The organism is Corallococcus sp. AB049A, assembly GCF_003668885.1.
In the GTDB taxonomy this organism is placed as follows: Bacteria; Myxococcota; Myxococcia; order Myxococcales; family Myxococcaceae; genus Corallococcus; species Corallococcus interemptor.
The window spans coordinates 1-22,844 of sequence record NZ_RAWL01000099.1 but is presented as its reverse complement, the minus strand read 5'-3'; the positions used below and the strand labels follow the sequence as shown (position 1 = coordinate 22,844).

The following is a 22,844-nucleotide window of genomic DNA, read 5'->3' as shown; positions in this document are numbered from 1 at the left end:
CTTGGGCGGGGCCGGTGCTACAGGGGTGTTGTCCGGGGCGCTCTCGGAGTGGACGGCGCGGCGCAGGGCCTCCTCCAGGTCGCGGGCGGTGGGGCCCACGGTGGAGAGCATCTGGTTGGCGGCGCGGGCGTGGCGGTTCTCCGTCTCCGCGGCCAGCTTCAGCTGGGCCAGGCCTTCGGACACCAGGCGGCGGGCGTCCTCCAGCTTCTGGCGCGCCTGGTAGAAGGCCACGTCGGTGAGCATGGACTGGAGGCTGCGGCGCTGCTCCTCGGTGATGCCGGAGAGCTTCTCCGCGCGGCGCAGGTAGTAGAGGCCCCGTTCCACCTTGGCGGGCTCGCCGGACGCGATGCGCGGGCGGGCCAGGGTCTCCAGGAGGGGGAAGAGGGCGCGGTCCAGGTCGTCCCGGTCGGTGAACTTCTGCTGCGTCAGCAGGGTGACGTCCTGGCCCTCCAGGGGGACGGGGGCGTAGGCGTCCGCGAGGCGCGAGTCTCCTGGGCGGTAGGCGGCGGCGCCGGTGGGCAGGGCGCGGCCCTTCATCACCACCAGCTCGCCGTTCTCCTGCACGACGGTGAAGGTGCGGGCGTTGAGCTGGCCCAGGAGGAAGACGACGCCGCCACCCAGGCCCAGGATGACGAGGAAGACGACCAGCCGGGTGAAGGTGCGGCGGGCCCGGTAGCCGAATCCCTGCGGTGAATGGGTGGTCATGTCGCCTGCTCTCCGGTCGGTCGGGCGTGGGCCCGTGAGGGTCTGGCCCTGAAATTGGGTCTTCTGGGACTCCAACGCTACAGTTCTGGCCCCCTCGGGATCATCATTTTGCAATCCACCTTCCGTCGCATGGGGCCCAGCGAACTGCTGCCCCGCTACATCTTCGCGGAGAGCCTGTTCGCGCGCCGGCGGGTGCTCGAGGTCGACGCCGTGGCGTCCACGGGCGGCGAGAGCGCGCGCTTCCTCGTCGAGCGGGGCGCTCGCACCGTGGTGGCGTGCGACGCGGACGTGGCCGCGGTGGAGGCGGCGCAGAAGGCCCATGCGCACCCGCAGCTGCGCTTCCGCGCCAACGTCTATGACGACCTGGAGGCGGGCAGCTTCGACCTGGTGCTGGTGACGGACCTGGCGCCCTACGTGCGCGCGCCGGAGCTGATGGCGGAGCTGGCGCGGCTGGTGGCCCGGCAGGGCTTCCTGATGGGCGGCCTGCGCAACATCGCGGGGCTGGCGCTGCCGCAGCTGGTGGATCCGGAAGAGACGGTGCCGCCCACGTACGGGCAGCTGCTGGACGCGCTGAGCGCGCACTTCCCGCATGTGGAGGTGGCCACGCAGTCGCCGGTGCTGGGCTACCAGCTCGCGTTCGAGAAGGGCGAGGGGCTGCAGGTGGACGGCTCGCTCGTGCGGCACAGCGAGGCGGCGTACTTCGTGGTGATGGCGGGCCTGGAGCCGGCGCGGGTGGTGGACCCCACGTGGGTGCAGCTGCCGCCGGAGCCGCTGGCCTTCACGCGCGGCAAGCTGGATGAGGTCGCCGCCCGGGCGAAGACGTGGGAGGAGCGGGCGGGGCGGCTGAAGGAGGCGGTGTCCAAGCTCCGCGCGGAGATTGGCGACCGCGAGGCGGAGGTGGTCGCGCTCAAGCCGGCGCTGGAGGGGGCCCGCCAGGACATGGCGCGGCTGACCGCGCAGCTGGAGCAGGCCCGGGGCACGGTGGAGTCCGCGCGCGAGCGGGACGACCTGAGCAGCCGGCTGCGGCGGCGTGAGCTGGAGTTGCAGGTCGCGACGGAGCGGATCGCCGACGCGGACCGGCGGCTGACGGCGCAGCGCCTGGAGGTGGAGGCGGCGCAGCGCGCGCAGGCGGACGCGGGCGTGCAGGTGCTGGCCGCGCAGGAGACGCTGCGGCTGGAGCGGGCCCGTCGCGAGGAGACGGCTGCGACGCTGGACGAGACGCGCGAGCGGCTGACCCAGGCGTACGCGGAGCTGCGCACGCTGCAGGACGAGCTGGGTTCGCTGCGGGTGGACCGTGAGCGGGATCGGCTGGCGGCGGAGCGCGCGCAGGATGGGGCCGAGGACCGGCGCAGGCAGGCGGAGGCGGCTCGCGAGCGGGAGCTGCGCATCGCGGAGCAGTACTCGGCGGCGCTCGCGGCGGTGGAGCACCTGAAGGCGGAGCTGGCGCGCGCGCAGGAGTCCGCGCGGACGGCGGGCGACGCGGTGCCGGTGAAGGAGGCGGAGCTGGCGCGCTCTCGCCGGGAGCTCGCCGAGGCCCAGCAGCGGATGCACTCCGCCGAAGGGGCGCGCAAGGACGCGGAGGCGCGGCTTTCGGAGCGCGAGGCGTCGCAGCGTGCCCTGGAGACGGAGCTCACCAGCGCGCGTGAGGCGGAAGCCCGGCTGCGGCAGGAGCTGGAGGGCCGTGCGCAGTCGGAGTCCGCGGCCCGCGCGCTGGCGGCGCGGCTGGAGGAGGAGCTTCACGCGGCCGGGCTGCGCCTGGAGACGCTGGAGGCGGAGCAGAAGCGCGTCGAGTCCGCCCAGCACGCGGCGGGGCAGCGGCTGGCGGCGGCGGAGACGGAGCGCGTCCGGGTGGAGGCGGCGCTCGTCCAGGCCATCGACGCGGAGCGGGCGCAGGCGCAGGCCCGGTTGGATGAGGCGCTGGTCCAGGCTCGCGCCGAGGCCGACGAGCGGGTGACGAACGCGCTGGCCGCCGCGCATTCCGACGCGGATTCGCGGCAGGAACGTGCGCTGGCGGAGGCCCGTGAGCAGGAGGAGGCCCGGCTCGCGCAGGCGCTGGCGGAGGCCCGTGAGCAGGCCGAGGCACGGCTTGCTCAGGCGCTGGAGGAGACCCGGGCTGAGGCGGAGGCACGTGTCGAGCGTGCGTCGGCCGAAGCGCGTGAGGTGGCTCAAGCGCTGGATGTGAACCGCTCCGACGCGGAGACCCGGCTTGCACAGGCGCTGGAGACCGCCCGGGCTGAAGCGGATGCCCGCGTCGAGCGTGCACTGGCGGAAGCCCGCGAGGCGGCGCAAGCGCTGGAGGACGCGCGAGCCGACGCGGAGGCCCGTGTCGAACGCGTGAGGGCGGAGGCAGCGCGGGCGCTGGAGGCTGTGCGGACCGACGCGGATGCGCGTGTTGAACGTGCGTTGGCGGAGACGGCGCAGGCACTGGATGCCGCTCGGGCCGATGCGGATGCGCGTGTCGAACGTGCGGTGGCGGAGGCGCTGGCGGCCGCTCGGGCGGATGCGGATGCGCGACTGGCGGACGCGGAGAACCGCCGGGAGCAGGCGCTCGCCGAGGTTCGCGCCACCGCGTCGGCGCAGCGGAGCCGGCAGCTGGCGGACGTCGAGGCACGCACGGCCCTGGCGCTCGTGGAAGCGCGTGCCGAGGCGGAGGCCCAGCAGGCCCAGGCCCTGGCCGAAGCCCGCGCCGAGGCCGAGGCCGAGCGGGTCCGGCAGTTGGAGGAAGCCGAGGTCCGCTCCGCGCGGATGCTCGCGCAGGTGCGCGCCGAAGCCGAGGCCGTCCTGGCCCGCCGGTTGGAAGAGGCCGAAGCCCGTGCGGCCACCGCGCTCGCGGAGGCCCGCGCGGAGTCGAGTGGCCAGACGGAGCAGGTGCTCGCTGGCGTGCGCGCGGAGGCCGAGGCCGCCGTTGAACAGGTTCGTTCCGAGGCCCGGGACACCCTGGCCCGTGAGGTGTGGGAACACGGGGCCCGGCTCGCGGAGTCGAACCAGGCCCGTGAGGCCGCCGAGGCGAAGAGCACGGAGCTGGAGGCGACGCTCCGTACGCTGCGGCAGGAGCTGACCGACTCGGAGGCCCTGGCGGCGCTCATCCAGGAGGACCTGTCTCGGGAGCAGAAGGCCCGGGCCTCGGTGCAGGCGGAGCTCGACGCGGCTCGCGAGTCCCTGGTCAACGAACAGGAGCGGGGGGCTCGCTGGGAGGCGCTGCTCGCTGATACCCAGGCGCAGCTGCTGTCGGAGCGCGAGCAGCAGGCCCGGGCGCAGGTGGCGCTCGCGAGCCTTCAGGAGTCGCTCGACGCGGAGCGGGCCCTGCGCTCCCGGCTGGAGGGCTCCGAGTCCTCGTGGAACGAGGCGCAGAGCGCGCTGGAAGCGGACCGGCTGCGGCTGGATGCCGCGCTGGGCACGGCGCGCACGGTGCTGGAAGAGGAGCGTGCTCAGCGGGCCCGGCTGGAGGCGTCGTTCGCCCAGCTCGAAACGGAGCTGTCGGCGGCGCGCGCCGCGCGGCTGTCCACCGAGGCCGCCTTCGAGCAGACGCGCCAGACCCTCTCGGAGGTCCAGGCCTCCTTCACCGAAGCGCAGCGCACGAACGAAGCCGCGGTGCTGGAGCTGCGGCAGTCCCTCGCGGTGTCGGTGGAAGAGGCGCGGGGTTACGTCCGGGAGCTGGAAGAGGCCCGCGCCGCGCTGGCGGAGGCGAAGCAGTCCCAGGCGGCCCTGGATGAGACCGTGCGTGAGCTGCGCGCGGAGCTCACCGAGGCGCGGCGCTCCGAGGTGGAGGCGCTGTCCTCGCTCGATGATGCGCGGACGCAGGAGGCTCGCGACCGCGAGTCGCGCGCGAAGGACGAGGCCGCGCACCGTTCCGAGCTGGAGACCTTGCACGCGGAGCTTGTGGCCCAGCGGAAGCGCCTGTCTGAAGTGGAGCAGACGCGGGCCACCGTCGAGGCCCGGCTCGCGGAGGTCGAAGCCCGTTACTCCGAAGAGGCCGGTCGCATCCCCGCGATGCAGCAGGCTCTGACGGAGGCCGAGGCCCGCCTCACGACGGAGGCCGCGCGAGGCGCGTCGCTGGAGCAGGCCCTGGCGGAGTCGGAGACCCGGCACGAGGCCGTGTCCGCGCAACGGGCTTCGCTGGAGCAGGCGCTCGCGGACGCGGTGGCCCGGCAGGCTTCGGATGCCGCGCGCCTGACTTCGCTGGAGCAGGCCCTGGCGGAATCGGAGGCCCGGCAGACCACGGACACCGAGCGCCACACTTCGCTGTCACGGACGCTCGCGGAGACCGAGACCCGGCTTGCGGCGGAGTCCTCGCGGCGCTCCGAACTGGAGGCTGCACTTTCGGAGGCGGAGGCCCGGCAGGCCGCCGAGTCCGCGCGGCGTGCGGAGCTGGAAGCTTCGCTCGCGGAGGTCGAAGGCCGGCAGTCCGCCGAGTCCACGCGACGCTCCGAGCTGGAAGCTTCGTTGAAGGACGCGGAGGCCCGGCTCGCCACGCTGGAGCAGGCCCTGGCGGACGCGGAGCAGCGCGCCGCTTCCGAAACGTCGCGCCGGGTCGGACTGGAAGCCTCCCTGACGGAGGTGGAGTTCCGGCTCGCCGCCGAGACCGCGAACCTCAGCGCGCTCGAGGATTCACTCGCGCAGGCGGAGGCCCGGCTCGCGGAGGGTTCGCAGTCGCAGGACGCGGCACGCGAATCCGAAGCACGGGCGGCACGGCTCACGGAGTCCCTGACCGCTCGCGAACAGGAGCTGCGTGAGGCCAGCGCCCTGCGGGTCTCCATGGAAGCGCAGCTGGAAGGCGCGCTCTCGCGGACCGAACGTCAGCAACAGGACCTGGATGAGCTGCACGCGCAGCTGGGACTGAAGGAACAGGAGCTGACGGCCCTGCGCGCGGAGACGGCCCGGTTGGGCGCCGCGCACCAGGAACTGATGCGCCTGGGCTCCGAGCTGCAACGGGCGCACGCCGCGCTGCATGAGCGGAGCCAGCAGGTCGGCCGGCTCGAAGCGGAGCTGGTGGATGCCAGCGACCGGCTCGCCGCGACGCGCGAACACGCGGAAGTGCTCGTGGTGCAGCTGGAGACCGCGCGCCGCTTCGCGGGCAAGGCCACGAACCTGGAGTCCTCGCTGGAGGGCCTGCGCGCGGAGCTGGAAGCCAGGAACGAACGCACCGCCACCCTGGAGGCCCAGCTCGCGGACCTCACCGCTCGCGCGGAGCAGGAGCGGACGGACCTGGAAGCCCGCCTCACCCGCGAGAAGGCCGAGCTCCAGCTGCGCCTCGCTGAAGTCTCCGCGCAGGCCGACACGGATCAGGCCGAGCTGGAGCTGCGCCTGACCGAAGCGCTCACGAGCGCCGGCACGGACAAGGCAACGCTGGAGCTGCGCCTCAACGAAGCGCTCGCGCGAGCCGGCCTGGAGAAGGCTGAACTGGAGTCGCGTCTCAACGAACTCCTCGCGACCGCCGGGACGGAGAAGGCGGAACTCGAAGCGCGCCTCGCCGAACTTGAAGTCCGGCTCGCGGAGGCCACTGCCTGGTCAGGGACGGAGCGGTCGGACCTCGAAGCCCGTCTCGCGGAAGTCACCGAACAGGCCCGCGATGAGAAGTCCTCCATGGAGGCCCAGCTCGCGGACGTCACCGCCCGGGCCGCCGCGGAGCGGGCGGAACTGGAAGCCCGCATCGCGGACCTCGCCGCGCAAGCGGACGCCGCCAACGTCGAGCGCGAGGAGCGTTTCGCCGAAGCCCAGGCCGCGCTCGAAGCCCGCCTCGCCCGGTCCGCCGAACAGAGCCGCGAATCCCTCGCCGCCCTGGAGGCCCGGCTCGCCACGGCGCTCGAGGACGCTCGGACCGGACAGGCCGCGCTGGAGTCGCGCGTCGCCACCCTGACCCAGGCCGCCGCCGACGCCGAGGCCCAGGCCCGCCGCGCGGACGCCGAACGCACCGCCATCGCCTCCGAACGCGAGCGCCTCCAGTCCGACCTCACCGTCGCCCGCGCCGCCCGCGTCCGCTTGGAGGGCCGCGCCAGCTCCCTGGAGACCGCCGCCGCGGATGCCGCGCGCCTCCTGGACTCCGAGCGCGCTGAACGCGACCAGCTCGCATCGAGGATCCGCGAACAGCAGGCCCGGCTGGAGGCGCTGGAGGCCGAACGCGCGACCCTGCTCCAGGCCGTGGAGGAGGCGAAGTCCGCCGCCGCCCCGCCCCCCGAGGATGTGCTGGAGATGGCCGCGGAGATGGAGGTCCTCCAGGCCCACGTCGAGAAGATGCAGGACCAGCTCGCCGCCCGGGAGGCCGAACTGGCCGAGCTGCGCCGCGCCAGCGCCCCCGCCGCCTCGCGCCGGGCCATGCCAGCACTGGACGTTCCGGCCGCGCCCAAGAAGGTCGGCGAGCGCGAATAGCCGCCTGCGTCTACACTTGCCCTCGTGGACGCAAGCGAACGCATCTTCAAGTACCACGGCCTGGGCAACGACTTCGTCGTCCTGGACCGCCGCCGCACGGGCGTGGACATCAACGCCGAGCAGTCCCGCTGGCTGTGCGACCGGCGCCGGGGCATCGGCGCGGACGGGGTGCTCGCCATCCTCCCGTCGTCCCGCGGCCTCGCCCGCATGGTCGTCCACAACGCGGACGGCAGCATCGCGGAGATGTGCGGCAACGGCCTGCGCTGTGCGGTGAAGTATCTGGTGGACCACTCCGGTCAGCACCCCGCGCTCATCGACGTGGAGACCGGCGCGGGCGTGCTCACCTGCGAGCCCGGCTACGGCGACGGCGGCGTCGTCGGCGTGGACATCTCCATGGGCCCGGCCCGGATGGTGGCCGCGAACCTGCCCTCCGGGACGACCGGCCAGCCCTTCGTGAATGCCCCGGTGCCCGGCCATGAAGGCCTGCTCGGCACGGCGGTGAACATGGGCAACCCGCACCTGGTGCTCCTGGATCAGCCCCTGGAGGCCGCCGAGCGCCTGGGCCCCGGCCTGGAGCGGCACCCCGCCTTCCCGGACCGCACCAACGTGGAGTTCGTCCGCGTGGACGAGGACGGGCTCACCGTCGTCGTGTGGGAGCGCGGCTGTGGCCTGACCCAGGCGTGTGGGACGGGGGCGTGCGCGTCGGCGGTGGCGGCCGTGCTGGCGAAGCGTCTGCCCTCGAACGCCTGGCTGCGGGTCACCCTGCCGGGCGGAGACCTGAGAATCCGCGTTCCGGAGGACCTGTCCGACATCCGGCTCCGGGGCCCGGTGGCCTTCGTCTTCGAAGGCGTTGTCGCGCTTCCAAGGGCCCGATAGCCTTCGGTTTTCCTCCCTTCGCCCCCCGAGCGCCGTGGCCGGTCCCATCCTCGTCGTCGACGACGACCTGTTCTTCCGAAACCTCGCCACGGACCTGCTGTCGCGCCGGGGGCACCGCGTGGTGGCGGTGGAGAACGCCACCCTCGCCCTGGAAGAGGTGTCCCGGGCGACGTTCGACCTGGTGCTCACCGACGTGGTGATGCCCGGCGTGGACGGCTTCGCGCTCACCGCGCGCCTGCGCGAGCGGGACCCCGAGCAGGAGGTCATCCTCGTCAGCACGCGCGACGACGTTCAGGGCTCGGAGGTCGCGCTGCGCCTGGGCGTGGCGGACTGCCTCACCAAGCCCATCGAGGAGTCGGACCTGCTGCTCGCGGTGGACCGCGCCATGGAGCGCGCCCAGCTGCGCCACGAGCGCGCGCGCCTCCAGGACGAGAACCTGGAGTTCGCCCGCTTCCACAACCTCCAGCAGCGCTGCCTGGAGCTGCTGTCCCATCCGGACCTGGAATGGCTCCAGGAGCGCGTCATCGCGGACCTGGGCGCGGTGTGCGACGCGCAGAGCGCCGCGCTGTGGGTGGTGGACGACCGGGGAGACCTGGCGCTGCGCTCGTACCGGGGCCTGCTCGACAAGCAGTTCCTGCCGGAGAAGATGAGCCCGGAGGGGCCGCTGTCGCTGCGCCTGCGTGAAGCCGCTCCGTGGCTCGCGCGCGATGAGCGCTCGCCGGTGCTGTACGTGCCGCTGGTGGCCACGGGCGAGGTCATGGGCCTGGCGCAGCTGTCCGACCCGCTCACCGGCGACTTCCGGCTGGAGCACACGCGCGACGCGAAGGTGCTGGCGGACTTCGCCGCGGTGGGCGTGAAGAACGGCCGCAAGCTGATGGCGCTCCAGCGCCTGGGCCTGCGCGACCGCGACACCGCCGCGTACAACCTCAGCTACTTCACCGACTACGCGTCCAAGGAGATCTACAAGGCGCGCAGGTACGGCCGCACGTTCTCGCTCTTGACCTTCAGCATCGACAACCTGCCGCTCGTGCGCGTGCGGCTGGGCGCGCAGGACGCGAAGAAGGCGGTGCGCGGCATCATCAAGGCGCTCAGTAAAATCATCCGCGACTCGGACGTCATCGCGAAGGCGAGCGACCAGGAGTTCTACCTCCTGCTGCCGGAGACGGACTTCTTCGGCGCGATGATGTTCGTGCGCCGCGCCGTCGCCGCCGTGCGGGATGAGCCGGACGTGCAGGACGTGGAGCAGCGCCTGCCGCTGGCGCTCGTGGGCGGGGCCAGCACGTTCCCCAAGGACGGCGAGGACTTCGACGAGCTGGTGCACCGCTGCCGCCGCCGCATGGACGAGCGCCGAGCGTCACTCCAGCGCCGGTTGATGCTGGACGGGCTGCCGTTCTGGGACGAGGTGGACCTGCTGCTGGGCACGCCCAACAGCCCGCGCCTGCCCACGGACGACCGCGCGGAGCCCAGCCGCCGGGGCAAGGTGGCGGACGTGCTCTTCGACGAGCTCCAGGTGGAGATCGCCCGGGAGCTGGTGCGCGATCCGGGCTCACGCGGGCTGCTCTACGTGGGGGGCCCGGAGATCCGCGCGGACCTGCCGCTGGCGGTGGGGCTGGAGCAGGCGCCGCCGGACCTGTCCTCGCGCATCTACCTGTTGGGCCGCCGCGTGGACCTAGAGTCGCACGCGGCGCTCACGCCGGTGTTCCTGGAAGGGGACGAACGGGTGGCGCGCCACGAGTTCATCCTCTGGCTGTCGGAGAGCGCGTCGTACGCGCTCATCCAACGGCGAGGGCGGGGCGCGACGTGGGGGTTCCACACCTCGGACACCGCGGTGGTGGACGGGCTCATCTCCAAGCTGCAGGCCGAATACGACCTGCAGCCCTACTGACGTCACGAAGCGGAGCAAGCGACCTTGGCCCAGGTGCGGAAGATCCTCATCGCCGACCCCGACCTCGACTCGGTGCGCGCCCTGTCGCGGGCGCTGCGCACGAAGGGCTATCAGGTGCACTACGCGCCGGATGGCTCGCGGGCGCTGGAGGTCGCGGTGCTCCGGCACCCGGACCTGACGCTCTTCGACGAGGCGTGCCGGCTGCTGGACGCGCGCACGTTCGTGCAGATTCTTCGCACCAACCCGCGCACGGAAGACATCCCCGTGGTGCTCACCACGTCCAGCCTGGACACGGACCGGGCGCGGGGCATGCGGGACGGCACGCTGCGCAAGCCCTTCAACCTGGATGAAGTGCTCAGCCGCATCGAGCACATCTTCCGGCGCAACGAAGCGGCCAAGGACCTCAAGAGCGAGCAGCAGGAAATCGAAGGGTCGCTCAGCCAGCTCAGCATCCCGGACCTCATGCAGATTCTCGGCATGAACAAGCGCAACGGGAAGCTGTCGCTGGAGCGCGGCGCGGAGCGCGGCGAAATCACCGTCTCCGACGGCCGCACGGTGAACGCGCGGCTGGGGAGGGTGGAAGGGGAGAAGGCGCTGTTCCGGCTCCTGGCGTGGACGGAGGGCAACTTCACCTTCACGCCCGGCACCAGCGCCGCGCGGCCGCGCATCAACCGCGCGATGGACGACGCGCTGTTGGAGGGCATGCGGCAGTCGGACGAGGTGAACCGCCTGTTGCCGGGCCTGCCGCCGCGCCACACGCGGCTGATGCTGGCGCCGGAGGTGGACCTGTCCGAGGAGCAGCACCCGGTGACGGCGCAGGTGATGGAACTGCTCCGTCAGCCGCGAGCGCTGGGAGAGGTGCTGGACCTGGCGCCCGCCACGGACATGGAGGTGCTGGGCGTGCTGTCCACGCTGCTCCAGAAGGGCGTGGCGCGGCCCACGGAGAGCGAAGGCCAGAACCTGGGCGGGGGGGACCTCATCGGCGCGGCGGAGGTGCACGCGCTGCGCGGGCGTCTGTTGCGCACGCGCACGCTGGCGAAGGTGGCGACGGCGAAGGTGTTCGTCTGTGGCAGCGGTTCCTCCGCGGCGCGCCGCATCCTGGCGCGCGTGCCGGGGCTGGAGGCGATGTCCGCCGACCCGACCGCGGTGAAGAGCGGCTTCGGCACGCTGGGGCGTCTGGAGCTGAGCGACGTGCTCAACGTGGACTTCTGCGTGCTGCCGCCCGCGGAGGCCGCGCGCCCGCTGTGGCGCCCGTTCAGCGCGGGCTCCATTGGCGCGCTGTTGATGGACACGTCGGAGCCGGCGGTGCGGCTGGCGCATTACCTGGCCTGGGAGGTCCGCATCCCCATCGTGGTGGTGGGCACGGAGATCCCGGCGCCGCTGCAGGGCGCTCCGGCGGGCGTGAGCGCTCCGGGAGAAGACCTCACGGAAGCACTGCGCGCCATGCTGGTCCAGGCGCTCAACCCCGCGCCCACGCTGCCCGGCGTCACGCAGGTGCAGCGCGCGTCCGTGACGCCGCCTCAGTGAGCGCTCAGCTCCGGCGCTCCAGGTACATGGGCAATGCTCCCCTGGGCCTCAGCGTCAGGTGCGAGTCCGGCTCCAGCGTGAAGCCGGGCGCTTCGCGCAGGCGGTAGCGCTGGGCCACGGTGGCCAGCACGAGCTGCGTCTCCATCATCGCGAAGCTGTTGCCGATGCACTGACGCGGTCCGCCGCTGAAGGGGAAGTACGCGAAGCGGTGGCGCTTCGCGGCGGCCTCGGGCGCGAAGCGCTCCGGCCGGAAGGCCTCCGGCTCCTCCCAGAAGTCCGGGTGGCGCTGCGTGACGTAGGGGCTCACGTCCACCGCGCTCCCCTTCGGGATGTGGAAGCCGCCAATGACGTCGTCCTCCTTCACGGTGCGACTGAAGATGACCCCCGCGGGGTACAGCCGCATCGTCTCCTCCACCACCTGCTTCGTGTAGCCAAGCCTGGGCACGTCCTCCGCCGTGGGCGCGCGGCCCCCCAGCACCGCGTCCAGCTCCGCGTGCAGCCGGGCCTCCACCTCCGGGTGCTTCGACAGCAGGCCCCACGCCCAGCTCAGCGACGTGGCCGTCGTCTCATGGCCGGCGAGGAGCATCGTCATCACCTCGCTGCCCAGCTGCTCGTCCGTCATGCCCTCGCCCGTGTCCTCATCGCGCGCGAGCATCAACATGGACAACAGGTCGCCCAGGTCCTCGCCGCGCTGGCGGCGCGCGGCGATGATGCCCTGCACGGTGCCCATCAGCGTGGCGCGCGCGTTGCGGAAGGCCCGGTCATAGCGCGTGGGCAGCACGGGCGGCAGCATGCGGAAGGTGCGGAACCGCTCGGCGATCTGCTGGCTCAGTTCGGTGAACGCCTCGCCGACCTGCGCCGCCTGGGCCTCCACCGACGTGCCGAAGAGGGCCTCTCCCACCACGGCGAGCGTCAGCCGCATCATCTCTCCGTTGATGCCCACGGGCGTTCCGTTCGCGGCGGCCGTGTCCCAGCGCTGGAGCATCCCTTCCGTCCGCCGCACCATGCCCGCGGCCATGCCCACGATGCGCTGCCGGTGGAAGGCGGGCTGGGCCAGCCGCCGCTGCCGGAGCCAGAAGTCCCCCGTGCTCGTCAGCAGGCCGTCGCCGGTGATCCACCGCGCCATGCGGTACGAGAGGTGGTCCTTCGTGTAGTTCTTCACGTGGTCCTGCAAGACGTGCTTCACGCCGTCCGGATGCGCGACCAGGTGCGAGCGCAGGGGGCCCAGCCTGTAGCGCACCACGTCCCCGTACTGGCGATGGAGGCTTCCCAGGCAGCCGAGGATGTCGCGGCGCACGTCGGGCAGGATGCCCATGAGCAGGTGGCCCCGGGGACCGGGGGGCTGGCGGGTGAGGGTGGCGGCGGTCGTCGTCATGAGGCGCTTCCTCCTGGAGGGAGGTATCGCGCTCCGGCGCCCGGCGTGCATGGTCCCGCGGCGCCAACGCATTGTCCTCGGGCGCCACGGCGCATTGCGAGCCGAGGGGCGTCAGGCCATGCTGGCCCGCGATGCGTCCCCAGACGCTCCAGTCCTCGCTGTTCCGCCCCCTGTTCCAGGTGGGTGCGTCGCTGGGCATCGCGCGTGCGCGGCTGCACGAGGCGGTGGGCGTGGACGAAGCCCTGCTCGCGCGGCCGGACGTGCGGCTGCCCTACGCGGCGCTCCAGCGCGTGTGGACCCTGCTCGTCGAAGTAGGAGGCTCCGAACCGCTGGCCGTGCGGCTCGCGCAGGCGCTGGAGCCCACCCACGTGGGGCTCGTGGGTTACGTGCTGGTGAACAGCCCGGACCTGGGCACGTCCCTGCAACGCTATTGCCGCATCCACGCGCTGCTGGATCCGCGCACGTCGTGGCGCGTCCTCTCACCGCCTGGAATGCTCCGCGTGGAGCTGGCGCTGGATCCGCGGGATGCGTGGGCCTCGCGGCTGCGGCACCCGGTGGAGGGGCTGCTCGTGGCGCTGGTGGCCAGTGGCCGCGCGCTCAGCGGCGAGGACTGGCGGCCCACGCGCGTCTGCGTCACGCACCCGCGCCACGCGGCCTCCCGGGCCGTGGAGGACTTCCTCGGCGTCGGCATCGAATACGACGCGGGCGCCAACCTCGTGCAGGGCGACGAGGCCGCCGCGAGGCTCCCCATCCGCCACGCGGACATCGAGCTGGGCAACCTGCTCCACGCGCGCGCGGAAGCGGAGCTGGCGCAGCTGGAGGCCCAGGGGGTCCGTTCCTGGCGCGAGCGCGTGGAGGAGGTGCTCGCGGCCCAGCCCCGCACGGGGGACCTGATCCCAGCTGACGTCGCGTCGCGGCTCGCGGTGAGTGAGCGCACGCTCCAGCGCCGTCTGCGGGAGGAGGGCGTCACGTTCGCGGGCCTGGAGGACGCCGTGCGCCGCGACCGCGCCTTCCAGTTCCTGCGCGACGGCTTGCTGCCGCACTTCGAGATCGCCTTCCTCCTGGGCTTCAGCGACGCCAGCGCCTTCACCCGGGCCTTCCGCCGCTGGAGCGGGACGACGCCGGGCCAGTGGCAGCAGGCCCAGGCCCCGAAGCCGTGAGGGAGGCAGGCGCCGGAATCCGCTCCTGTCCTGGAATGTTTTCCCCACAGGAGGGGAACACGGATGATCAAGACGCTGAGGGACGCGGAGGAGCTGGTGCGCACGCGCCACGTCATCACCGAGGTGCCCACCCACGGGCCCACGTCCCTCGTCGAGCAGGTCATGGGCGGCCGGCCCACCGGCAGCTGGCGCGACCACGCGAAGGGGCGGCTCGCGTACCGGCTGGGGCGCATGCTGCGCGCGTCGAAGGACGTGCTCGCGGTGCGGCTGGTGGAGGGCAAGGTCGCCTTCGTGGACCCCACGCTCTGGCCCGCCGTCTACCGCGTGGCCATGGAGCCCGCGCGCCGCCGCCCGTCCCTCCAGGGGCTGTCCGCGGACGCCCGCGCGCTGCTCTCCACCGTGGAGCGGGACAAGCGCGTCCGGCTGGACAAGGAAGGCCCGTGGACCAAGGCCCGTGAGGCGCTGGAGGAACGGCTGCTGGTCCACTTCTCCGAGGCACAGGAGGAGGACGGCCGCCACGTCGCGGTGCTGCGCTCGTGGCGGGACTGGGCCTCCGTGACGCTCAAGGCGGACGCGGCCCGGCTCTCCTACGAGGACGCCCAGGCGCGGCTCAGGGCGGCGTGTGACGGGGCACCCACGGGGCTGGGACCCTGGGTGTTCTAGAGACGCGCTTCAGGCCGCCTCGTCCTGGATGTCCAGCGCGTCCCGCACCCCGGGCAGCCGGGCGAGCAGCTCGTACTCCGCGGGCTGGAGCATGGACACGCGGCGGCCCGCGACGCGCTCCATCCACAATTCGATGCGGTGCTCGCCGTCCGGGTTGACCTGCCGCGAGATGCGCGCGCGGTGGCCCTCCTTGTGACAGGCGAGGATGTCCTGCTGGAGGCTGCGCAGACGGCGGAACACCTTCAGCGCCATTCGACCCTCGGGGGTGTCGAACGTGTGGAAGTGCCGGTTCCGCGACAGCGGCCGGCTGGGATCATGAAGCCTCTCCACGAGGCGGCGCACGAAAGGGTCCATCGACGGAGAAGGATAACATCCGGTACCCTGTCCCTCAGCGATGCCCCATCGATTTTTGCCCCGTCCCTGGACGCTCGTCCTGCTCCTGCCGCTTGCCTGCAAGGACCCGGAGACGGCGGCCGCGCAGAAGCAGGCCGTCCAGGTCCAGACCTCCCTGTCCCAGGGCCGTGACGCGCTCGCGCAGGGACAGTATTCCCGCGCCATCTCGGAACTGCAGAAGGCCGCCAACGCCGCCCCGGAGAGCGTGGAGCCGCTGCTCCTGCTCGCCAGGGCCCATCAGGGCGCGGGCAACCCGGGCGCGTCCATCCTCACGCTCAAGCAGGCGGAGAGCCTGCTGCCGGGCTCCGACCCCGTCATCCAGAAGCAGCTCTCGGAGCTGTACATGGGGGAGGGGCAGATTCCCCAGGCCATCTCCACGCTCGTCACGCTGCGGAACGAAGGCAAGCTGTCCAACGAGGACATCCTGTCGCTGGCCCGCCTCCAGGCGCGGCAGGGACAGCCGGACGAGGCCTTCGCCACGCTGGAGCGCATCCTCCGGGAGAACCCGGACGACGCCGCGACGAAGACGGTGGAGGCCGAAATCCTCCTCATGAAGGGCGAGGAGCTGCTCGCGGCCAACCTCATGGACCGCGTGCTCCAGGGCTCGCCCAGCTTCACGCCCGCGAAGCTGCTGCGCGCGCGCTACTTCCTGATGAGCGGCTTCTACGACCTGGCGGAAGCCGACCTGCAGTCCGTCGCGGAAGAGGACGCGGACTTGACGGACGTGGTGGCGATGAAGGCCCGCGTGCTCATGGCGCTGGGGCGCCCGGCGGAGGCCGAGGGCGCGCTCAAGAAGCTGGTGGAGGAGGACGCGGACAACGCGGAGGCCGTGGCGTGGCTGGCGGAGATTGTCTGCGCCCAGGGCCGTGCTTCGGAAGCCCAGCAGCTGGTGGACCGCGCGCTGCACCTGCGTCCGCGCTTCGCCCGCGCGCTGTACGTGCGCGGCCGCGTGCAGGAGGAGCAGGGCGACGCGCGCGCGGCGGAGGACAGCTACCGCTTCGCCCTCAAGACGGAGTCCAGCTTCGCGCCCGCGCTGTCGCGCATGTGGCGGCTGCACCTGAAGGCCGGCCGCAAGCCGGAGGCGCAGGAGGTGCTGGAGCGGCTGATGGGCCTGGGCGAGGCGTCCGTGGAGGAGAAGGCCGCGCTCGCGAACCTCTACGCCTGGTTCGAGACGCAGCTGCCGCGCGGCAAGAAGCTGATTGAAGAGGCCCTGAAGCGCGAGCCGCGCAACCCCGAGTACCTGCGCATCCAGAAGGCCATCGAGAAGGCGACGCCCAAGAAGAAGAAGGCCCCGTCGGGGCCCATCATCATCCGCGGGCGGCGCTGAGCGCGGGCGCGGAGGAGGGCAGCCCCTCCGCGTCAGCCACCACCTTCTCCAGCGCCTTGAGCCCCTTGCGCTGGCCCACCGCCACCACGAGCAGGTTCTCCCGGGTGAAGTAGCGCCGGGCCACCTCGCGCACGCGCGCGGCCGTCTGCCGGTCCACCTGATCCGCGCGGTGTCCGAACGTCTCCGGACGGCGGAACAGCTCCACGCCGCCGAACCACCCGGCCAGCTCGCCCGGCGAGTCCTGGGAGAACTCCAGCAGCATCCGGTGGCGGCGCTTGGCGCGGTTCAGCTCCTCGTCGCTCGCGTCCTTCTCGCAGAGCTCCGCGAGCACGCGCAGCGCCTCCGCCACCACGAGCGACGCCTTCTCCGGCGCGCTGGCCGCCTCAATCTCGAAGAGGCTCAGGTCGTGGTACGTGTCCAGGCCCGCCTGCACCGAGTACGCGAGGCCGCGCTTCTCCACGATTTCAAAGGGCAGCCGCGACGACAGGCCGTCGTCCAGCAGGCGCCGGAGGATTTGCAGCGCGGGGAAGTCCTCGTGCTGCTCCGGCACGGCGCGGAAGGTGAGCTTGAACTCCGTCTGCGACTCGTCGTGGGAGACGAAGTGGAAGTGCGGCCCGGGGCCCAGCAGCGCCGGCGCGATCTCCGTGGTGGCAGGGCCCTTGGGCAGGTGGGCGAAGGCGCGCTCGGCCAGCGCCAGCACCTCCGAGTGCTTCACGCTGCCCGCGGCGGACACCACCAGGTTGCCGGCCACGTAGTGCCGGGCGAAGTGCTCCAGCACCTGCGCGTGGGTGAGGGCCTTCACGGACTCGCGGGTGCCGGCGATTTTCAGGGACAGCGGGTGGCCGGGGAACAGCAGGCGCTTGGACAGGTTGTCCAGGTCGATGTCGCGCCCCTTGTCGTCCACCTCGTCGAGCATCTCCTCCAGGATGATCTGCCGCTCCACCTCCATGTCGGTGAGGCGGGGGCGGGTGAGCATGTCGCCGATGACTTCCAGGCCCACGCCCAGGTGCGCCGGGTGCAGCGGGGTGTAGTAGTAGCCGTGGTCGCGGGTGGTGGCGCCGTTGAGGTTGCCGCCCACCTCCTCCACGGCCGCGTTCATCTTCACCGTGTCCGGCCAGGCTTCGCTTCCCCGGAAGAAGAGGTGCTCCAGGAAGTGGCTGACGCCGTTGTTCTCCACCGTTTCGTGGCGGCTGCCGGTCCGCACGTAGACGGCCAGGAGGGCGGTGTGCAGGTGGGGCGTTTCGACGGTGACGACGCGCAGCCCCGAGGGCAGCACGTCCCGGTACGGTGTAAAGCTCATGCGCGAGGAAGCCTTAACACGAAGGTCGTTCCCTGGCCGGGAATACTCTGGCAGGAGAGCGAGCCCCCGTGGGCCTGGAGGATCTGCTGGCTCACCGCGAGCCCCAGGCCGGTGCCGCCCTCCTTGGTGGTGAAGAAGGGCTCGAAGAGGTGGCGGCGGGCCTCCTCCGTCATGCCGTTGCCGGTGTCGCGCACGGTCACCTCCACGTCGCCGTCGCCGTCCAGAAGCGTGGTGGCCACGGTGAGCGTGCCTCCGGTGGGCATGGCCTCGCGGCTGTTGCGCAGGAGGTTCAGGAACACCTGCCGCAGCTGGCCCTGGTCCGCGAGCACGCGGGGCGTGTCGGGCGCGAAGGCGCGCACCACCTCCACGTTCGCGCGCACCAGCTCCTCGCGGGTGAAGTCGAGCACGCCGTCCAGCACCGCGATGATGTCCTCCGGCTCCAGGTCCGGCCGGGCGGGGCGGGCCATTCGCAGGTACTGCTCGGTGACGTCGGTGAGGCGGTCCACCTCGTGGGTCACGGCGGAGAGCAGCTCCTTCGCCTCCGTGGCCGTGTCCTGCGAGTCGAACCTGGCGCCGTCCACGGCGTCTTGCAGCAGCTCCACGTTGAGGCCGATGGAGGACAGGGGGTTTCGCACCTCGTGGACGATCTGCGCGGAGATGCGGCCCACGGCGGCCAGCTGCTCCGCGCGCATCAGCGCCTCCGCCTGGGACTTCAGCTGCGCCTCGCGGGCCTGGAGCGAGCGGGCCATCTGGTCGAACTCGCGCGCGAGCAGCGCCACCTCGTCCTCGCCGCGCACGCCCAGCTGGGCGGAGTAGTCACCGCGCCCGATGCGGGACACGCCTTCGATGAGCGTGCGCACCGGGCGCAGCGTGCGGGCGGACCACGCGGTGACGCCCACGCCCACGCCAATGGCCATGATGGACAGCGCGATGATGGTGAGGCCCGTCCGGCGCTCGCGCTCCTCCGCGCCGTCCACGCGCTCGCGGATGCGGTTGGTGAGCGTGGCGCGCAGCACGCGCAGCTCGCGGCCGATGGCGCTCTCCAGCTGGCGCAGCTCGGCGGTGGCGCGCGCGACGTCCTGGCTCTCGGGGGATTCGGACGCGAGCGTGGTGAACACGGCCTCCACCGCGCGGCCGTAGGCCTGGGAGTTGCGCGCCAGCTCCGCGAATCTCGCGTCCAGCTCGTTGACGAAGGGGACCTCACCTTCGGGGGCGAAGGTGAGCACCTCGCGGGCCTTGGCGCGGGCGGCCTCCAGGCGCTGGGCCATCTGGGGCGCGTAGTAGAGGCTCGCCAGGCGGATGAGGGCGCGGCGCGTCTCCACGCTGTTCTGCTCCAGCACGCGCTCGGTGTCCTTCTCCTGGCTGGTCTGGAAGGTCTCCAGCGCGGCGGCGTCCTGGGACAGCTGGAGGTAGCCCTGGCTGACCAGGCGGATCTCCAGCCGGTTGCGGTGCAGCTCCGCCACGCTGAACAGGGACACCGCCCCGAACGTCAGCAGCACCAGCGCGTAGCCCAGGAAGATGCGGGTGGCGAGCGAGAGCTTCATGGAGGAGGGGACAGGACATACGTCCTGGGGCGGGCGCATTACAGCGCAATCCCCGCCGCGCCGCCTGCTTCCGGCTGTCTGGACTCCACCCGGCCGGGGAGGGGGGCTGGTAGCGTTGCGCCCCATGGCACCGCGCTTCGTCCGCTCCACGCTCCTCGCCGCCGCCCTGATGGCCCTCACCCCTGCCTGCGGGGAGAACGAGGTCCGCCCCTCCCTGGACCTGCTCAGCGACTCCTGCGCCGGCACCCAGCCCCTGGCCGGGGTGACGCACCTGCGCTTCCGCGTCACGGGCCCGGGGCTCGACACGCCCCGGGAGCGGGTGTCGACGGTGGCGTGGACGGAGGCGGACGTGCCGGCCGTTCCGTCCGGTACCGCGCGGGTGCTGGAGGTCCGGGCCTACGTCGGTGCGCCGGATCAGGGCGGGCAGCTGGTGTCCCTGGGCCGCTCCGTTCCGTTCGACGTGACGGAGGGCCAGGCACCGAAGGTGCGGATGTTCCTGCGGAGGCTGGGGGAGTTCGTGCCGGTGAACCTGGCGTCGGCCCCGAGGACCTGCTCGCTGCCGGTCGCGACGCGCGCGGCGCACACGGCCACCACGCTGCCGGATGGACGCGTGTTCATCACCGGAGGCTATGAGCCTCGCGCGGATGGCACGCGGCCCGTGACGGGGACGACGGAGGTGTTCAATCCGGCGGATGGCACGTTCAGCCCCGGGCCGGACGTGGGCGCGAGGGCCTTCCACACGGCGTCGCTGCTGCCGGATGGCCGCGTATTCCTGGCGGGCGGCGCGGCGTCCTTCGCGCCGGTGACGTTGCAGCCCTCGTCTCTCCTCCTGGATCCGAACACGGGCGCGAGGAATGACCTGCCGCTCAAGGCGGCCCGCTACCAGCACGCTGCGGCGGTGAATACCGAGGGCCAGGTGCTGCTGGTCAGCGGGCGCGCGGCGGACGGCAGCACGGTGGACACGGTCGAAGGCTACGACTCGGCCAAGGGGCGCCTTGTCGCTTACCCCGCCCCGTTTTCCTTCGTGGACGCGGCGCTGACGGTGGAGCGGGGCGGACGCATCTTCCAGGTCGTGGGCGGCGCGAGTGGCCTGGGGGCCGTGAGAGACGTGGCGGCCTTCACGTTCGCCGACGGCGAGATCCTCACGCTGGCGGCGGGGGCTTATCTCAGGGGCCCCCGTGTAGGCGCCGCCGTGGCGCTGCTGGGCAGGCCGGACGAGGATCCACTGCCCCTGGTCATGGGCGGCTTCGACGGCCTGGACCCGGCGAAAGGCGCGCGGCCGGTGGGCGCCTCCGAGTTCCTGAATGGCGTGGTTCAGGTGGAGGACGGCCCCGCGCTAATGCCTCGGGGCAACCTGTGCGCGGTGACGCTGCCGGACGGCCGCGTCATGGCGCTGGGCGGGCGGGGCACTGGCATTGGCACGACGTACGCGCAGCCGTGGGTGGAGCTGATCACCCCGCACGCAGGCGCGCAGCCCACCGTGCTGGGCCTGACGCTGATGCCGCAGCCGCGCGTGTGGCACACGTGCTCGGCGCTGCCGGACGGCTCCGTGCTCGTGGTGGGCGGCGTGGACGACAGCACCGGGGAGATCCGCGCCAACTCCGAAGCGCTGGTGGTGATGCCACCCCCGCGCGACTGATGCTGTTAACGTCAGGTCCCATGAAGGACTGTCTACCTGCCCGGTTGGCTCTGGCCCTGGCGCTGTCGCTGATGACCGTGAATGCCGCCGCGCGTGAGCGGGAGGAACTCGCGATCCGCACGGTGCTGCTGTCGGAGCATCCGTCGGACTCCACGCCCACCCTCTACGTGAAGGGGAGGGTGGTCACCGTCCTTCGTTTCGAGACGCCCGTGGACCCCACACGAACCCGCATGCTGGCGTGGGAGGGCCGATTCGAGCCGCTGCTCGCGGGCGGCCGAAAGGTGGTCGTCGAACCCCTCCAGGACCTGGGAGAGGACGAGGCCATTCCCCTGCTGGTAACGCTCGCGAGCGGCAAGCAGGTGCCGTTCCTCCTCAAGCCCGCGGGTGAGGGACAGCGGAGCGCGGTGGCTCAGCAGGTGAACGTGTTCGAGGACCCGCGCGGCTACGACGCCATGTACTCGACGCTGATGGACTCACTCAAACAGCGGCGCGTCCTGGAGGACGAGAACCAGCGCCTGCGCGAGGAGGAGCATTCCGCGGATCACGCGCTGGCGACGCTCCTGGCGCAGGGAAACCTCAAGCACACGCCCTTCGTCCGCCGACAGGGATGGCGGCTCAAGGAGGATGGGGCGGACGTCCTGGTGGAGGTGCTCTCCAGCAAGACGCTTCCGAAGGTGGCGGTGTTGTTCACCCTGACCAACCGCGATGCGAAGAAGCCCTGGCGGATGATGGAGGCCCGGCTGTCCACGGTCTCTGGCGGGAGTTCACGCGCGTTCGCGCTGCGCATGCAGCAGGAGCAGATTGCGCCCGGAGCCACGGGCCGCATCGCCGTCGTCGCGGATGACAGCGCTTTCCAATCACCCCGGGGCCTGGAGCAACTGGCGCTGGAGTTGTTCCGGTCCGACGGCTTGTCCCAGGCCTACCTCGTCCTGGAACAGCGTTTCATCCGGGAGTAGATGGACGCCACATGAACGCACCGCGCAAGTGGTCCCCGGTTGCCCTCGTGCTGGCCCTGTCGCTGGGCTGCACCACGACCCGAGGAGGTGTGGGGCTTCGTTCGGACGGGACACCGAAGCCCGAGGACTGTCCCGAGGATGCGCTGAACACGATGCGGATCCTTCGCCTGCGCGTGGGCGACGGAGCGAATGTCGCGCTCGACATCAACCAGGACGACGTCAGCCCCATCACGCTCTACGACGGTCCCGTGGAGAGCATGCTGATCTCCGGCCTGGGGCCTCTTGAAACGACCACCCGCCTCTATGGGCGGGTGTGGACCGGGGGGCCGCAGGTGGTCGTCCGCTATTACGAGGCGCATCCGCCAGATGGCGACAAGATCCCCATCTGCGCCGTGGCGCGGCTCTCCAAGGGGCAACTGCGCAAGCGGCCGGACTCCAAGCCGGGGACGGCCATCCTGGAGTTCTCCTCGGCGGGCGTGGACATCGTCGAGTCCTATCGCTGAAACACGAAGGCCCCGCGTCCCGGTGAGGGGACCGCGGGGCCTTCATGCTTCACGCCAGGGTGCGGCTCAGGCGTTGGACGGCGGGGCCTCGGAGGGCTTCGCCTCGCCCTCGGTGGACGCGGGCTCCGTGGTGGCGGGGGCCTCCGTCGGCGTGGCGGCGGCGGTGGCGCGGGCCTCCGCCTCGGCGCGGGCGCGGGCCTGCTCGTCGCTGCGCTGGTCGCTCGCTGCGACCTCGTCCGGCGTCAGCTCCGTGCGGTCCGCGAGCATGCCCGTCTTCTTCTCCAGGTCCTTGATGGCCCGGCGAAGCAGGTCGCGCTCCAGCAGCGTGCGGTTGAGGCGCTTCTCCAGCGCCTTGTACTTGTCCTTGCCCAGGTCGGCCTCGGACTTCGTCACGGCCAGGATGCGCGCGTGCGTGTCGGCGCGGCCCTTGAGCCGGCGCACTTCCTTCTCCAGCTCCGCGGCGCGGGCGCGGTCCTTGTTCGCCGCCTGCTCCAGCCGGTTCATCTTCTCGCGGTCCGCGTCGTTCAGCTCGCGGTAGCGGCGCACGGGCTCCGCCGGGGCCACGGGCGCGGGCGTCACGGCCACCGCCGCGTTCACCACGGGCTCGCTCGCGGGCGCGGCGATC

At 72.2% G+C, this 22,844-nt stretch carries 15 protein-coding genes and 1 pseudogene; 10 read left to right on the top strand and 6 right to left on the bottom strand.

What is annotated here, in order from left to right:
* Positions 1-705 (bottom strand): IF-2 protein (locus D7X55_RS13640; protein ID WP_121723283.1); only part of this gene is annotated, 705 nt, incomplete at its 3' end.
* A 129-nt stretch (positions 706-834) separates the two neighbouring features.
* Between D7X55_RS13640 and D7X55_RS13635 the strand changes: the two genes are divergently transcribed.
* The 4 genes from D7X55_RS13635 to D7X55_RS13620 are packed head-to-tail and all read left to right on the top strand — an operon-like array spanning position 835 to position 11,359.
* On the top strand, positions 835-7,071 hold the full coding sequence (locus tag D7X55_RS13635) for a methyltransferase domain-containing protein (protein WP_233609840.1): 6,237 nt from the start codon (positions 835-837) through the stop codon (positions 7,069-7,071).
* A gap of 24 nt (positions 7,072-7,095) precedes the next feature.
* The gene (gene dapF / locus D7X55_RS13630; RefSeq protein ID WP_120551293.1) at positions 7,096-7,947 is read left to right on the top strand and encodes a diaminopimelate epimerase; all 852 of its coding nucleotides are present in this window, start codon (positions 7,096-7,098) and stop codon (positions 7,945-7,947) included.
* Positions 7,948-7,981: 34 nt separating this feature from the next.
* Positions 7,982-9,832 carry a response regulator gene (locus tag D7X55_RS13625; RefSeq protein ID WP_120551292.1) on the top strand — a complete coding sequence of 617 codons (1,851 nt, stop codon included), beginning with the start codon at positions 7,982-7,984 and terminating at the stop codon, positions 9,830-9,832.
* A 24-nt stretch (positions 9,833-9,856) separates the two neighbouring features.
* The gene (locus D7X55_RS13620) at positions 9,857-11,359 is read left to right on the top strand and encodes a DUF4388 domain-containing protein (protein ID WP_121723281.1); all 1,503 of its coding nucleotides are present in this window, start codon (positions 9,857-9,859) and stop codon (positions 11,357-11,359) included.
* A 4-nt stretch (positions 11,360-11,363) separates the two neighbouring features.
* Here D7X55_RS13620 and D7X55_RS13615 read toward each other — a convergent pair whose 3' ends face one another.
* On the bottom strand, positions 11,364-12,734 hold the full coding sequence (locus tag D7X55_RS13615; RefSeq protein ID WP_121723280.1) for a cytochrome P450: 1,371 nt from the start codon (positions 12,732-12,734) through the stop codon (positions 11,364-11,366).
* A gap of 131 nt (positions 12,735-12,865) precedes the next feature.
* On the opposite strand from D7X55_RS13615, the gene D7X55_RS13610 reads away from it, so the two are divergent.
* Together D7X55_RS13610 and D7X55_RS13605 are read left to right on the top strand one after the other, a co-directional pair.
* A complete protein-coding gene (locus D7X55_RS13610; protein WP_121723279.1) occupies positions 12,866-13,894 on the top strand; it encodes an AraC family transcriptional regulator in 1,029 nt (342 codons plus the stop codon).
* Between the two features lie 63 nt (positions 13,895-13,957).
* The gene (locus D7X55_RS13605; RefSeq protein ID WP_121723278.1) at positions 13,958-14,557 is read left to right on the top strand and encodes an RNA methyltransferase; all 600 of its coding nucleotides are present in this window, start codon (positions 13,958-13,960) and stop codon (positions 14,555-14,557) included.
* Positions 14,558-14,566: 9 nt separating this feature from the next.
* Here the strand turns inward: D7X55_RS13605 and D7X55_RS13600 are convergent, their stop codons facing one another.
* Positions 14,567-14,911, bottom strand: coding sequence for a hypothetical protein (locus tag D7X55_RS13600; RefSeq protein WP_121723277.1), 345 nt, complete (start codon positions 14,909-14,911; stop codon positions 14,567-14,569).
* 55 nt (positions 14,912-14,966) lie between these two features.
* Here D7X55_RS13600 and D7X55_RS13595 point away from each other — a divergent pair, with 55 nt between their 5' ends.
* Positions 14,967-16,277 carry a tetratricopeptide repeat protein gene (locus D7X55_RS13595; RefSeq protein ID WP_233609839.1) on the top strand — a complete coding sequence of 437 codons (1,311 nt, stop codon included), beginning with the start codon at positions 14,967-14,969 and terminating at the stop codon, positions 16,275-16,277.
* On the opposite strand, the gene D7X55_RS13590 is transcribed toward D7X55_RS13595, so the two are convergent.
* Together D7X55_RS13590 and D7X55_RS13585 are read right to left on the bottom strand one after the other, a co-directional pair.
* On the bottom strand, positions 16,258-17,577 hold the full coding sequence (locus tag D7X55_RS13590) for a pitrilysin family protein (protein ID WP_120548024.1): 1,320 nt from the start codon (positions 17,575-17,577) through the stop codon (positions 16,258-16,260). The two genes, D7X55_RS13595 and D7X55_RS13590, sit on opposite strands and share 20 nt — an antisense overlap.
* Positions 17,574-19,121: a HAMP domain-containing sensor histidine kinase gene (locus D7X55_RS13585; RefSeq protein ID WP_121723284.1), complete on the bottom strand. Its 1,548-nt coding sequence runs from the start codon at positions 19,119-19,121 to the stop codon at positions 17,574-17,576. Before D7X55_RS13585 ends, D7X55_RS13590 begins: the two co-directional genes overlap by 4 nt.
* Before the next feature lie 124 nt (positions 19,122-19,245).
* Here D7X55_RS13585 and D7X55_RS13580 point away from each other — a divergent pair, with 124 nt between their 5' ends.
* The 3 genes from D7X55_RS13580 to D7X55_RS13570 are packed head-to-tail and all read left to right on the top strand — an operon-like array spanning position 19,246 to position 22,219.
* A complete protein-coding gene (locus tag D7X55_RS13580; RefSeq protein WP_158616204.1) occupies positions 19,246-20,760 on the top strand; it encodes a kelch repeat-containing protein in 1,515 nt (504 codons plus the stop codon).
* Between the two features lie 44 nt (positions 20,761-20,804).
* On the top strand, positions 20,805-21,716 hold the full coding sequence (locus D7X55_RS13575; RefSeq protein ID WP_158616203.1) for a DUF2381 family protein: 912 nt from the start codon (positions 20,805-20,807) through the stop codon (positions 21,714-21,716).
* Positions 21,717-21,727: 11 nt separating this feature from the next.
* Positions 21,728-22,219, top strand: a complete 492-nt coding sequence (locus D7X55_RS13570; RefSeq protein ID WP_120548021.1) for a serine/threonine protein kinase — start codon at positions 21,728-21,730, stop codon at positions 22,217-22,219.
* A 66-nt stretch (positions 22,220-22,285) separates the two neighbouring features.
* On the opposite strand, the pseudogene D7X55_RS13565 reads toward D7X55_RS13570, so the two are convergent.
* Positions 22,286-22,844 (bottom strand): annotated as a pseudogene (locus tag D7X55_RS13565) (cell envelope biogenesis protein TolA); the annotation flags it as partial.